The sequence below is a fragment of the Saccharothrix sp. NRRL B-16348 genome, from assembly GCF_001280085.1.
Lineage (GTDB): Bacteria > Actinomycetota > Actinomycetes > Mycobacteriales > Pseudonocardiaceae > Actinosynnema.
Window position 1 is genome coordinate 68094 of sequence record NZ_LGED01000240.1, and the last position, 12936, is coordinate 81029.

Here is a 12936-nt window from a genome sequence, read left to right on the forward strand (position 1 = left end):
CTGTGTTGAATTGCGCCGCCTTCGGCGTCGCGGCTCAGTCGCCTGGAAGTCGACCGCTCGCGCCCTGATTTTCCGACGATCGAAGAGCGTGATCGCCGGAAAATGAGGACGCGAACGATCGACGCGACCTCGCGTGGTGGGTCGACCCGGTGCGATGACCTCGCGTGATGGCTCAGGCCGGGACGATCTGGCCCGCTTCCACCTTCACCGGGATCTCCGCCAGGCCCTTCGTGGCCGGACCCTTCGTCACCTGGCCGTCCGCGGCGTTGAAGGTGCTGCCGTGGTTCGGGCACGTGATCACGCCGCCCTCGGGCGGGGACACGGCGGTGCCCTGGTGCGGGCAGGTGGCGTCGTAGGCCTTGACCGTGTCGCCGGTGCGGACCAGGACGAGCGGCTTGCTGGTGGCCGGGTTGCCGGCGATCAGGCCGCCGCCGTCGGGCACGTCGGCCAGCGCCGCGATGATCGGCGGGCCGGCCGGGGTGGTGCCGCCACCGGCCGGCGTCGTCCCGCCGGTGGTGCCCGTGCCGCCGGGCGTGGGTTCGCTGCCGCACGCGGCCAGTCCACCCGGGACCGCCAGCGCGACCAGGACGCCGCAGAGCATCGAGCGACGGGACAGCCCTGTCTTCTCCAAGGAACTCAAAACAGGTCCTCCGCTAATCGTGGTGGGTAGTCGTTCGGTCACACGCAATACGACACCACGTGAAGCGGGGTTCAACACTTCCACCACTTGGGACGGTTCTTCAGGAAAGCAACACGTCCGGGCCGGACACCGACACCGCCACCTCGGCCAACCCGCGCGGCGACGGGCCGGACAGCGCCGCGCCCGTCGCCGGGTCGAACGCGCTGCGGTGCGTGGGGCAGCTGATCGTCCCGCCGGCGGGCGGGTTCACCGTCGTGCCCTGGTGCGGACAGGCCGGGTTGAACGCCCGCACCTCCGACTCCGACGGCCTGACCAGCAGCAACTGGCCGTCGCCGCCGACGTCGACCAGCGCCCCCGACCCCACCGGGACGTCGGCGAGCCCGGCCACGCGGTCACCCGCACGGGCCGAGCCGACACCGGGCCGACGCGTCGGCGCGCCCGCGCCGCAGGCGGCCAGGGGCACTCCGGCGGTCAGGGCGAGCAGTCCGCACAGCAGCGTCCGTCGGTCCACCCGCCCATCTTCGCCTACCGGTCCTTCGCCACCGCCGTCCGGGCCAGCGCCAGCACCGCCGTGAACGGCGGGAACCAGTGCCGCGAGTGCGACGGCGGGTTCGCCCACCTGAGCGACCCGTACCGGGTCATCGTCGGCGGCAGCGCGATGCGCTGCGGCGAGCGGACGAACTGGACCTCGGCGGGCGCCTTCAGGTGCGTGGGCAGCAAGGCGACCAGCTCGGCGAGGAAGATCCAGTGCTCCCGCGGGCCGGGGATGACGGTGACGGGACCGGCGAGCATCCGGGCCTTGAGGTCGGCCAGGACGCGCGAGCCGACGCGGGCGGGCATGGCGAGGGCGGTGGTGGCGGGTCCGAGCGGCAGGAAGACGCCCTGCTCGGTGACGGACACCTTCCAGCCCAGCAGCCGGTAACCCGCGATCGCCTCACCGAGTGCCTGCTGGTGCGCGCGGTCGCGTGGTCCGTATCGCGGGCCGTTGTCGGCGGTGGTGGCGGCGGTGATGCTCATCGGCGGAGGTCCCTCCCCGGTCGGGTGGAGTGGGCGGTGTGCGCGGGCCGCGGGGGTCGTCCCGGCACTGGCACACCACGCAGCGTCGGCGCGATCGGGACGTTTCACCACACCGTTGTCGGGTCGGATCCATGCACCGGACGGATCACCCTCATCCACCACTCGGCGTCACGGGGCCTCCGACCAGGGGCCTACCCCGCCTTATGCACGAAATGCATGGACTCCTGATCACATCTCTATACACTGGTGAGCACGCTCAGTGACGGGAGCGAGCCATGGAACGGAAAGCTCGAAGAGCAGCCAGTACCAGGCGCGCATGCCCGACGTGCGGGGCGTTGATCGCCGCCGACAACACCGACCGGCTCTGCCAGCGTTGTCGCCGCAACGCGCGGACCGAGCTCTACGGACCACCCGAGGTACCCGGGGACTTCTGGGACCACGAGGCGATGGCCGCCGCGTTCTCCGACCGGAACATGGGCGCCCTCCTCGCCGCCTACCGGCACCACCCCCAGCACGTCAGCCGCGTCACCCAAGACCGCATGGCGTCCTGGCTGGGGATCTCCCAGGCGCAGCTGTCGCGGTACGAGACCGGTGAGAACCCGATCGACCGGATCGACCGGCTGCGCCACTTCGCGCGGGCGCTCGGCGTCCCGGCCGACCGGCTGTGGTTCGACCGCGTCGGAATCCCAAGCCAGGCGGACGCCGATCGCGGCGCCCCGCCCGATGTGCTCGCCGCGGCGTGGGACGCGTCGAGCATTGCCAGATCGGTCGAGGAGACGGCGAGGAACGACTTGGCGATCAGCAGACGAGCGGCGCTCACCGGAGCCGCCGCGGTGGCGATGGGTCCCGCACTGGTCGAACCGTTGCAGCGATGGCTCCACCCCTTGCAGCCCCTGTCCAAGTGGTCGTCCAGCGCGGCGATCAGCGAGGAGGAGCTGGCGGCGTTGCAGCGCGTCGCCGACGGGCTGCGCGGGTGGGGTGGACGAGGCGGGTACGGGTTGGCGCGCAAGGCGGTGCTCGGCCAGTTGGAGGAACTGGCCGAGCGGTTGTCGCGCGCGCCCGCCGGCCCCACCACGGAACGGGCCTTCTTCATCGGGGCCGAGCTGTCCAAGGTGGCGGCGAGCATGTCGTGGGACGCGGGCATGCACGACGCCGCGCAGCGGTACTACGTGCTCGGGGTGCGCATGGCGAAGGCGGGGCGCAACGACCCGTTCGCCGCGCTGTGCCTGGCGGCGATGGCCAGGCAGATGTTCGACCTCGGCCGGCCCGAGGACGGTTTAGAACTGGTCCAGCTGGGCCAGTACGGCACGAGGCGCAACGCCACCCCGACGTTGCAGGCGCTCCTGCTGACCCGTGAGGCGTGGGCCTACGCGCAGATGGGTCGGGTGCGGGAGTTCCACCGGGCGGTCGGGCAGGCGCAGGACAGCTTCGCGCAGCGGCGGCCAGGTTCGGACCCGTGGTGGCTGGACTCGTTCGACGAGGCGGAGCTGGAAGGGGTCATCGGGGCACGGATGCGCGACCTGGCCGGGCACGACCCGAAGCAGGCGCCGATGGCGGAGCAGCACATCCTGCGGGCGCTCGACCTGCGCGACCCGGCGAGGGTGCGCAACCGGGCGTTCGACGTCATCGGCCTGGCCCGCACGAAGATGGTGGCGGGCGAGCCCGAGGAGGCGTGCGGGCTGATCCAGCAGGTGCTGCCGACGGCGGCGGGCCTGGCGTCCGGGCGGGTGGTGCGGAAGCTGCAGGACTTCGCCAAGGAGGCCGAGCGGCACCGCGACCTGGCCGTCGTGCGCGACACCCGTGAGGCGATCCGCGGGGTCCGGACGGCCTAGTGATGCGGGTGGGGATCACCGGGCACAGCAAGCTGGCGCCCGATTGCGTCGACGCCGTGCGCGAAGCCATCCGCGCGGCGTTGGAGGCCGAGGCGGCGGGCGGGTCATCCCTGGTCGGGGTGACCTGCCTGGCGCCGGGCGCGGACCAGCTGTTCGCGCGGGTGGTGCTGGAGCTGGGCGGCCGGGTCGAGGTCGTCCTGCCCGCGATGGACTACCGGGAGAAGCTGAAACCGGAGAAGCGGGCCGACTACGACGAGCTGCTGGCGCGGGCGCACGTGGTCAGCGTGCTGCCGAACGAGCTGTCCGGCAGGCACGCGTACGTGATGGCTAACGAGCGGATGCTCGCGTCGGTGGAGCTGCTGATCGCGGTGTGGGACGGGCAGCCGCCGGACGGGCGCGGCGGCACGGCGGACGTCGTGGAGACGGCGCGCGCGTCGGGCGTGCCGGTGGTGGTCGTGTGGCCGGAAGGCGCTCGACGCGGCTGAACGAGGACCGTTCTCGTCCGCGATGGCCGGCAGACTCCGGCTCATGCTGGAAACCTCGGCCCGTCTGCTCAAGCTGCTGTCGTTGTTGCAGGTGCGCCGCGACTGGACCGGATCGGACCTCGCGCAACGGCTCGGCGTCGACGTCCGGACCGTGCGGCGCGACGTCGACAAGCTGCGCAACCTCGGCTACCCGGTCAACGCCGCGCCGGGCGTGTCGGGCGGCTACCAGCTGGGCGCGGGCGCCGAGCTGCCGCCGTTGTTGCTGGACGACGACGAGGCCGTGGCCGTCGCCGTGGGGTTGCGCACGGCGGCGAACGGCTCCGTCGCGGGCATCGAGGAGACGTCCGTGCGCGCCCTGGCCAAGCTGGAACAGGTGCTGCCGTCCCGGCTGCGGCGGCGGGTGAACGCGCTGCAGGCCCACACCGTGGCGTTGCCGATGACGCGCGGCGCGCAGGTGGACGCGGGCACGTTGACCGCGATCGCCGGCGCGTGCCGCGACCAGCAGCGGCTGCGGTTCGGGTACGCGGGGCGCGACGGCAGCACGAAGCGGCACGTCGAGCCGCTGGGCCTGGCCCACACCGGGCGGCGGTGGTACCTGGTGGCGTGGGACGTGGACAAGGCGGACTGGCGCACGTTCCGGGTGGACCGGATCGAGGAGGAGCCGACGCTCGGCGCCCGGTTCACCCCGCGCGAGCCCCCGGCCGACGACCTGGCGTCGTACGTGTCGCGGCAGCTGTCCGTGGCGCCGTACCAGCACGAGGTCCGGCTGATCATGCACGCGCCGTACGACGTGGTCGCGGCCCGCACCTCGGCCACCTCGGGGCACTTGGAGCGGATCGACGACGACCGGACCAGGCTGACCGTCGGCGCACCGGCGTTGGACGAGGTCGGGCTGTGGATCGCGATGATCGGCGTCGACTTCGAGGTGGAAGGCCCGGAGGAGCTGAAGCACCACCTCCGGGCCACGGCCGACCGGCTGCTGCGGGCCGCCGGTGACGCGCCGAGGCCCGGAGGATGACCCGGGCTCAGCCGCGCGTGCAGGCCAGGCGGTAGGCCGCGGCGCCGATCAGCTCCAGCGAGATCTGCAGCCGGTCCGGGCTCACGTTCTGCGCGATCGTGTCCTCGGGGGTGTGGTAGAGCGGTTCGAGCTCGTGCGGGCCGCCCTCCCCGCGCCAGCTGAAGTTCGCCGCGGCGATCTTGCGCTCGTGGAACGGCACGTGGTCGCTGCTGCCGCGCGGCACCGGGCCGTGCACCTGCGCGCCGTAACCCAGGCGTGCCGCCGCGGCGGCGACCTGCGCGGTGGTGGCGTTGTCGCCGCCGTCCACCGAGAGCAGCCAGTACGCGGTGGCCGGGCCGTGGCTGGTGGCGACCATGTCGTTCTGGAACACGCCCGCGATGCGCGCCGCGTCCGCGTCCGCCAACTGGCTCACGTAGTAGCGGGAGCCGAGCAGGCCCTGCTCCTCCGAGCCCCACAGCACGAACCGCAGCGCCTTGTGCGTCGGCAGGTGGCGCAGCACGCGGGCCAGTTCGAGGGTCAGCACCGTGCCGCTGCCGTCGTCGTTCGCGCCGGGCGAGCCGGGCACGCTGTCGTAGTGCGCGGTCACCATGACCACGCCGTCGTCCCGGCCGGGGAACGTCGCCGGCCGTTCGGCGATGACGTTGTACGAGGTCAGGCCCGCCAGGTGGGTGGTGGAGACGGTCACCGTCACAGCGCCCGCCGCCCGCAGCCGCTCCACGTGCACCTGCGCGATTCCCAGCACCGGCACGGTGACGTTCGCGGTCAACGTCGGGGAGAACGCGCCGGTCTTGCCCGCCGGCGGCGTCGAGACCCGGCCGACCAGCACCGCCGCGGCGCCCAGCCGTGCCGCGTCCAGCACCGCCGTGGAGCCGGTCGGCACGTTGACCAGCAACGCGACCTTCCCGGTTAGGTCGGCGGGCAGGGACGCGCCGTTGTCCAGGTCCACCACGGTGCCGGTGGCCGTGACGCCGAGGGCGCCGAAGCGGGACGCGCCCGCGTTCCACGTGTCCGACCCGACGGTCAGCTGGGACAGGTACTTGTCCGGCACGGTGAACGGCTGCAGCGTCACCTGGTAGCGCAGGTCGCGGAGCACGGAGGCGAGGTAGTCGCGGGCCCGGTGCTCGGACTCCGTGCCGCCGATGCGCTGCCCGATCCGCTCGCTGAGCACCCGCAGGTGCTCCATCGCCTTGCGCGCCCGCACCCGGCCCACCACCGGGTAGTCGCCGAGGAACAGGTCGGGCACGTCGGACGCGCCGGGCCGCTGTGCCCGTGCCGCCGGGTTCAAGCCGAGCGTCACCGCGCCCGCCACGGCCGCGGCACCGGTCAGGAGTGAACGTCTGCGCATGTGCGGACCCCCAAGCTCGTAGATCACCCGAACCTAGGCAGACGTCCGAACCCCTACAAGGGTGCCGTTGGGGGACACGCCTCGCCCAACGGCACCACGACGATCAGCGCTTACGCGAACGTTGAATTCATGCGTTCCGAACGTAGGACACGCGCGACGCGAACGTAGGAGCGTTATTCAGAAGGTTGATCTTGGGGTGGTAGCGCGACAGCCCCGCCTGGGTAGGGTCGGTTTCCTTCCACAGAAACGATCCACCACGACAAGGCGGGGCTGTTGCGCTACCAGTCTACGACCGGGCTCGACCACGACCAGATCCAGGAACTGGTGAGCCGGATCCACCAGGTCCTGGGCCCGTCACACCGGCGGACGGGACGCCCGCCGGTGTTGGGTCTGTACCGGTCGGTGCTGCTCACGCTCGTGCTGTTACGCCAGAACCTCGCCCAGACCGTGGCCGCGGACTGGTTCGGCGTCTCCCAACCCACCGTCTCCCGCATCTTCCGACGCATCGCCCCACTGATCGGACAGGTCACCTGCCCGCACACCCCACCCCTGCCCGAAGCGCTGTCCGGGCGGGTGGTGCTCGTCGACGGAGCCCTGATCCCCACCGACGACCACGCCTCCCACCGCAAACCCAACTTCAACGCCAAACACCGCCAAGCAGGCATGACGGTGCAGGTCCTGGCCACCCTCGACGGCACCCTGCTCGCCGTGTCGGACCCCGTCGAGGGCCGCACCCACGACAGCAAGGCCTACACCCTCACCGGCCTGGCCGACCTCCTCGCCGACAACACGGTCGTCGCCGACCTCGGCTACCAGGGCACCAACACCATCCGACCCCGCCGCAAACGCCCCGGCCACGACGAACACACCCTCGAAGACAAGACCTGGAACACCAGCGTCAGCCGCATCAGGTGGGCCGTCGAACACGCCATCGCCCACCTCAAGGACTGGAAGATCCTCGCCACCGGCTACCGCGCACGCCTCACCGAACTCCCCACCCTCATCCGCATCGTCACCACCCTCGAGTACTACCGCCTCGGCTGGTGACTTCTGAATAACGCTCTAGGACTCACGCATTCTGAACGTAGGACACGCGCGTTCTGAAGGTAGGACACGCGTTAGGTGGTGGCGGAGCGGTGCAGGTCGCGGAGGGCGCGGACGGCGGCGACGGCGTGGTCACGGTCCACCGCCTGGACGGCCATGATCGACACGTACTCGTCGTCCGGCAGCTCCAAGCGGGCCCACGACGCGCCGTCCGGGAACGACACGTGCAGCACCTGCTGCCAGGTGAAGCGGTGCACCGTCACCACGTTGCGCACCTCGACGCCCTCGGCGTCGGCCCGCACGCGCGGCCTGGCCAGCAGCAACATGCCGCACGCCAGCAGCACGCCCAGGAAGATCATCGCCACCTGGTCGGACGTCCGGAAGATCACACCAGTAGGCGTGTCGCCCAACAACAACCCGACCACGGTGAACACCGCCACCAGGAACACCGCGCTGGCCCAGGCGACCACGCGGATCCTCTTCGGGCGGAACTCGACCACGTCGACGGCCACGGCGGTCCTCACGAGCCCGCCCGCAGCCCGCGCAGCACGAGAGCCGTGTCCAACGCCGCCACGCACGCCTCGAAACCCTTGTCCTCCACCGAGTCCGGGAACCCGGCGCGGGCCAACGCCTGGTCCTCGTCGTTCGTGGTCAGCACACCGTTGCCGATCGGCGTCGACGAGTCGAGCGCGACCCGCGTCAACCCGGCCGTCACCGCGTCGCACACGTACTCGAAGTGCGGCGTGCCGCCCCGGATCACCACGCCCAGCGCCACCACCGCGTCGTGCGTGCGGGCCAGTTCCTGCGCCACCACCGGCAGCTCCACCGCGCCCGCCACCCGCACCACCGTCGGCGACGCGACACCGGCCTTCCCCGCCGCGGCCAACGCCCGCTCGACTAGGTGGTCGGTGATCTTCGTGTGCCAGCGCGTGGCCACGACGCCCAGCGTCAGCCCCGCCGCGTCGGGGACGACGTCCTCGGGTCGCCCTTCGCCGCTCATTCCGCTCCCTCCGTGGTGGACACCACCGCGCCGCCCTGCGACAGCGCCTCGTACTGCTCGAGCTGGTGCAGCTCGTGGCCCATCCGGTCGCGCTTGGTGCGCAGGTAGTGCAGGTTCTCCGGGTTGGGCGAGATCGGCAGCGGCACCCGCTCCAGCACGGTCAGCCCGTAGCCCTCCAGCCCGACCCGCTTGGCCGGGTTGTTGGTCAGCAGCCGCATCGACTTGATGCCGAGCGAGCTCAGGATCTGCGCGCCGGTGCCGTAGTCGCGGGCGTCCGCGGGCAGGCCCAGGCCGAGGTTCGCGTCCACCGTGTCCGCGCCGCCGTCCTGCAACTGGTAGGCCTGCAGCTTGTGCATCAGCCCGATGCCGCGGCCCTCGTGCCCGCGCATGTAGAGCACGACACCGCGCCCCTGCGCGGCCACCGCCTCCAGCGCCGCGTCCAGCTGCGGGCCGCAGTCGCAGCGCAGCGAGCCGAACACGTCGCCGGTCAGGCACTCCGAGTGCACCCGGACCAGCACGTCCTCGCCGTCGCCCAGGTCGCCGTAGACCATCGCGATGTGCTCGATGCCGTCGAGCTTGCTGTCGTAGCCGACCGCGGTGAACGTGCCGTGCGCGGTCGGGATGCGCGCCTCGGCGACCCGCTCCACCTGCGTCTCCACCCGCCGCCGGTAGGCGATCAGGTCGGCGATGGTGATCAGCGCCAGGTCGTGGTCGTCCGCGAACACCTGCAGCTCGTCGCGGCGGGCCATGTCGCCCTCGTCCTTCTGCGACACGATCTCGCACAGCACGCCCGCCGGCGCCAACCCGGCGAGCCTCGCCAGGTCGACGGCCGCCTCGGTGTGCCCGGGACGGCGCAGCACGCCACCGTCACGCGCGCGCAGCGGCACGACGTGACCGGGCCGGTTGAAGTCCTTGGCCGTGGCGTCCGGGTCGGCCAGCAGCCGGATCGTGTAGGACCGGTCGGCCGCCGAGATGCCGGTGGTGATGCCCTCCCGGGCGTCCACGGTCACGGTGTACGCGGTGCCGCGCTGGTCCTGGTTCGTGTGGTACATCGGCGGCAGGTCCAGCCGGTCGCAGTCGCTCTCGGTCAGCGACACGCACACGTACCCGGACGTGTAGCGGACCATGAACGCCAGCAGCTCCGGCGTGGCCTTCTCCGCCGCGAAGATGAGGTCGCCCTCGTTCTCGCGGTCCTCGTCGTCCACGACGACGACCGGCCTGCCCGCGGCGATGTCCGCGATGGCCCGCTCGATCTCGGTGAAGTCGTTCACCGGTCCTCCTCGGCGCGGAGGTGGGGCAGCGCGAGCCGCTCGACGTACTTCGCGAGCACGTCCACCTCCAGGTTGACGTGGTCGCCCGGCACGCGCCGGCCGAGGGTGGTGAGTTCCAGCGTGGTCGGGATCAGGCTCACGGTGAACTCGTTCTCCGACACCGACACCACGGTCAGCGACACGCCGTCGACCGTGATCGAACCCTTCTCCACCACGTACCGGGCCAGGGCCGGCGGCAGTCCGATGTGGACGACCTCCCAGTGCTCGGCCTTCTCCCGGGCCAGCACCACCCCGGTGCCGTCCACGTGGCCCTGCACGATGTGGCCCCCGAGGCGCTGACCGACGGCGGCGGCGCGCTCCAGGTTGACCGGGTCGCCCTCGGCGACCTTGGCCAGGCTGCTGCGGGTCAGCGTCTCGCGCATCACGTCCGCGGTGAACGCGCCACCGGCGACGTCCACCACGGTGAGGCACACGCCGTTGACCGATATCGAATCGCCGTGCTTCGCGTCGCTGGTCACCAACGGACCCGCGATGGTGACGCGGGCCGCGTCCGGCAGGTCGGCGACGGCGACGACCTCACCCAACTCCTCGACGATCCCGGTGAACACCGTTCCTCCTCAACGCGCGGGGACTGCGGAGACCCGCACGTCCGGCCCGCACATACTGACCTGCTCCACGACCAATCCCACAGCGTCGGTGACCGTCGACACCCCCGCGTCCCGCAACGCCTGCGGACCGTCGCCCAGGAACTTCGGGGCGAGGTAGGCGAGCACCCGGTCGACGCGGTCGGCCGCCACGAACGCACCCGCCAGGGTAGGCCCGCCCTCCAGCAGCACGTCCACCACGCCTCGCGCGGCCAACGCGCCGAGCACAACGTCCGGGTCGTGCGTCCGCAGGTGCATCGTCTCCGCCTCGTCGTCCAGGACACGGGCTCCCGACGGCAGGTCGCCCATCCCGACGACGACCCGCAACGGCTGCCTGACCCCATCCTGCCCCGGACCCGCCCTCCGCGCGGTCAATCTCGGGTCATCGGTACGGACCGTGCCGGCGCCCACCACGATCGCGTCCACCTTCGCGCGGAACTCGTGCACCTCGGCCCGCGACTCCGCCGAGCTGATCCACCGGCTCGTGCCGTCACCCGCCGCCACCCGTCCATCCAGGCTGGCGGCGTATTTCCAGGTCACATGGGGTCGCCCGGTCCGCGCGTAGTGCAACCAGGCCCGCAACGGCCCCCGCCGCACGGCCTCGCCGAGCACTCCCGCCTCGACCCGGACCCCGGCCTCCCGCAGCACCGCGGCCCCACCGGCCGCCTTCGGATTCGGATCCGCGACCGCGAACACCACCCGCGCCACCCCGGCGTCGAGCAACGCCCCGGTGCACGGCGGCGTCCGCCCGTGGTGGGCACACGGCTCCAACGTCACCACGGCCGTGCCACCCCGGGCCAGCCCACCCGCCTCCGCCAACGCCACCACTTCGGCGTGCGCACCACCGGGCGGCCGGGTGCCACCGACACCGACCACCGCGCCACCGGCGTCCAGGATCACGCAGCCCACCGGCGGGTTCGGACTGGTCGTCCCCCGCACCCGCTCACTCGCCGCGACGGCCAGCGCCATCGCCTCGTCCACGTTCACCGGGCGCGCGTCGCCTGCTCGCGCAACCGCTCCAGCGCGACACCGGGATCCGCCGCGTCGTACACCGCCGACCCGGCCACGAAGCAGTCCACCCCCGCCTCCGCCGCCTGCTCGATCGTGTCCGCGTTGATGCCGCCATCGATCTCGATCACCAACCGCAGGTGCCCGGTGTCCACCATCCGACGGGCCACCCGCACCTTGTCCAACACCTCGGCCATGAACGACTGCCCGCCGAACCCCGGCTCCACCGACATGATCAGCAACGTGTCGTAGTGCTTCAGCACGTCCACGTACGGCTCCAGCGCCGTGCCCGGCTTCAACGACAACCCGGCCTTCGCCCCCGCCGCGCGCAGGTTCTTCGCCAACCCCACCGGATCCTCCGCCGCCTCCACGTGCACGGTCACGTTGTAGGCGCCCGCCTCCGCGTACCCGATGGCCCAGCGATCCGGGTCGTCGATCATCAGGTGGCAGTCCAGCGGCAGGTCGGTCGCCTTGCGCAGCGACTTCACCACCGGCAGCCCGATCGTCAGGTTGGGCACGAAGTGCGCGTCCATGACGTCCACGTGCAGCCAGTCGGCCGACGGCACGGCCGCGGCCTCGTCGGCGAGTCGGGCGAAATCGGCGGACAGGATGCTCGGGGCGATCATCGGCTGGTGGACCACGGCTGCCGAGTCTAGGCTTCCGCGATTGCCCGGACCTGGCCGGGAGTCGTATTTCACCCCCCACTTTTCCGACTACTCACGCGGGTAGTTCCCTAGCCGGTGTGCCTGCCATTACGTTCACACCGGGGGGGCAGCAACTGGGGAGCACTGGGGATGAATGCCGAATTCCGTCACAAGATCGCACTGATCACCGGAGCCTGTTCACCGCTCGGCGCCGAGGTGGTCGAGTCCCTGGCCAGGCAGGGCGCGCTGGTCGCCGCCGTCGACAGCGACGGCGCGAGACTCGCCGACCTGGTCGAACGACTCCACGCACAGGGCTTGCGGATCGCCGGCAGACAGATCGACGTCACGTCCAGCGCCGCCGTGGACGCCCTCGTCGACCAACTGGAACGAGAGTTCGGCGCCATCGACGCCCTGGTCGCCATGGCCGGCGCACTACGCCCGGGCCCAGCCCTCTCGATCACCGACGACGACTGGTCGCACAGCTTCGCGGTCAACGTCGACGGCGTGTTCAACGTCTCGCGCGCCGTCGCCACCAGAATGGTCGACCGGGGCCGGGGCACAATCGTCATGGTGCCCGCCCACGTCATCGCCGTACCCAGATCGGGCATCGCCGCCTACGCCGCGTCACGAGCCGCAGCCATCGCCTACACAGAGTGCCTGGCCGTCGAAGTAGCCGCACGCGGCGTCCACTGCGCCGTAGTGGCCCCAGCAGACGTCCGCCGCGTCGCCGACGAAGTCCGATTCCTCCTCGCCGACACCACCCCCCACCCGATGACCAACGCCCTCGGCGCCTGACACAACCACTCACTGGTCCTGCGCCCTCACAACGGACCCGCCACATCCCCGCAGAGGCACTTACCCAGCGGGCCCCCAACGGACCCGCAACCGCCCCACCGAGGCCCGATTTGACATGGGTTCGGGTGCTTTAGGCTGGTCGAAGCCGGGCAGGCTTGGCGGACGCTCTTCCCGCCAGGCCTGCCCGGCTTTG

General features: G+C 71.7%; 15 protein-coding genes. 5 read left to right on the forward strand and 10 right to left on the reverse strand.

All coding sequences use genetic code 11. The features are described from left to right. Positions 1 to 172: 172 nt before the first annotated feature. The 3 genes from ADK67_RS38000 to ADK67_RS38010 all read right to left on the reverse strand — a co-directional run bounded on the left by ADK67_RS38000 (position 173) and on the right by ADK67_RS38010 (position 1657). Entirely contained in the window at positions 173 to 640 is a 468-nt protein-coding gene (locus ADK67_RS38000) for a Rieske (2Fe-2S) protein (protein ID WP_053721407.1), read from the reverse strand. A 100-nt stretch (positions 641 to 740) separates the two neighbouring features. Continuing rightward, complete coding sequence (locus ADK67_RS38005; protein ID WP_053721408.1) at positions 741 to 1151, reverse strand: Rieske (2Fe-2S) protein; 411 nt, start codon at positions 1149 to 1151, stop codon at positions 741 to 743. Between the two features lie 14 nt (positions 1152 to 1165). After that, positions 1166 to 1657, reverse strand: coding sequence for a hypothetical protein (locus ADK67_RS38010; RefSeq protein WP_053721409.1), 492 nt, complete (start codon positions 1655 to 1657; stop codon positions 1166 to 1168). A gap of 335 nt (positions 1658 to 1992) precedes the next feature. Here ADK67_RS38010 and ADK67_RS38015 point away from each other — a divergent pair, with 335 nt between their 5' ends. The 3 genes from ADK67_RS38015 to ADK67_RS38025 are packed head-to-tail and all read left to right on the forward strand — an operon-like array spanning position 1993 to position 4992. Continuing rightward, a complete protein-coding gene (locus tag ADK67_RS38015) occupies positions 1993 to 3489 on the forward strand; it encodes a helix-turn-helix domain-containing protein (protein ID WP_231648554.1) in 1497 nt (498 codons plus the stop codon). Positions 3490 to 3491: 2 nt separating this feature from the next. Next, positions 3492 to 3974, forward strand: coding sequence for a hypothetical protein (locus ADK67_RS38020; protein WP_053721428.1), 483 nt, complete (start codon positions 3492 to 3494; stop codon positions 3972 to 3974). Positions 3975 to 4017: 43 nt separating this feature from the next. Further along, on the forward strand, positions 4018 to 4992 hold the full coding sequence (locus ADK67_RS38025; RefSeq protein WP_053721429.1) for a helix-turn-helix transcriptional regulator: 975 nt from the start codon (positions 4018 to 4020) through the stop codon (positions 4990 to 4992). Positions 4993 to 4999: 7 nt separating this feature from the next. Here the strand turns inward: ADK67_RS38025 and ADK67_RS38030 are convergent, their stop codons facing one another. Beyond that, the gene (locus tag ADK67_RS38030) at positions 5000 to 6337 is read right to left on the reverse strand and encodes a M28 family peptidase (protein WP_053721411.1); all 1338 of its coding nucleotides are present in this window, start codon (positions 6335 to 6337) and stop codon (positions 5000 to 5002) included. A gap of 273 nt (positions 6338 to 6610) precedes the next feature. Between ADK67_RS38030 and ADK67_RS38035 the strand changes: the two genes are divergently transcribed. Next, positions 6611 to 7384: a transposase family protein gene (locus tag ADK67_RS38035; RefSeq protein ID WP_053721412.1), complete on the forward strand. Its 774-nt coding sequence runs from the start codon at positions 6611 to 6613 to the stop codon at positions 7382 to 7384. A 71-nt stretch (positions 7385 to 7455) separates the two neighbouring features. Here ADK67_RS38035 and ADK67_RS38040 read toward each other — a convergent pair whose 3' ends face one another. From ADK67_RS38040 to rpe, 6 genes are read right to left on the reverse strand one after another with little or no spacing between them, the layout of a single operon-like run. Next, positions 7456 to 7893, reverse strand: coding sequence for a PH domain-containing protein (locus tag ADK67_RS38040; RefSeq protein WP_157621330.1), 438 nt, complete (start codon positions 7891 to 7893; stop codon positions 7456 to 7458). A gap of 8 nt (positions 7894 to 7901) precedes the next feature. Beyond that, positions 7902 to 8381, reverse strand: coding sequence for a 6,7-dimethyl-8-ribityllumazine synthase (gene ribH, locus ADK67_RS38045; protein WP_053721414.1), 480 nt, complete (start codon positions 8379 to 8381; stop codon positions 7902 to 7904). Then, on the reverse strand, positions 8378 to 9652 hold the full coding sequence (locus ADK67_RS38050) for a bifunctional 3,4-dihydroxy-2-butanone-4-phosphate synthase/GTP cyclohydrolase II (RefSeq protein WP_053721415.1): 1275 nt from the start codon (positions 9650 to 9652) through the stop codon (positions 8378 to 8380). Before ADK67_RS38050 ends, ribH begins: the two co-directional genes overlap by 4 nt. Further along, complete coding sequence (locus ADK67_RS38055; RefSeq protein ID WP_053721416.1) at positions 9649 to 10260, reverse strand: riboflavin synthase; 612 nt, start codon at positions 10258 to 10260, stop codon at positions 9649 to 9651. Before ADK67_RS38055 ends, ADK67_RS38050 begins: the two co-directional genes overlap by 4 nt. A gap of 9 nt (positions 10261 to 10269) precedes the next feature. After that, entirely contained in the window at positions 10270 to 11265 is a 996-nt protein-coding gene (gene ribD, locus ADK67_RS38060) for a bifunctional diaminohydroxyphosphoribosylaminopyrimidine deaminase/5-amino-6-(5-phosphoribosylamino)uracil reductase RibD (RefSeq protein WP_053721430.1), read from the reverse strand. A gap of 14 nt (positions 11266 to 11279) precedes the next feature. Beyond that, on the reverse strand, positions 11280 to 11930 hold the full coding sequence (rpe, locus tag ADK67_RS38065) for a ribulose-phosphate 3-epimerase (RefSeq protein WP_053721431.1): 651 nt from the start codon (positions 11928 to 11930) through the stop codon (positions 11280 to 11282). Between the two features lie 168 nt (positions 11931 to 12098). Here rpe and ADK67_RS38070 point away from each other — a divergent pair, with 168 nt between their 5' ends. Then, the gene (locus tag ADK67_RS38070) at positions 12099 to 12743 is read left to right on the forward strand and encodes an SDR family NAD(P)-dependent oxidoreductase (protein ID WP_053721417.1); all 645 of its coding nucleotides are present in this window, start codon (positions 12099 to 12101) and stop codon (positions 12741 to 12743) included. The last annotated feature ends 193 nt before the right edge of the window (positions 12744 to 12936 follow it).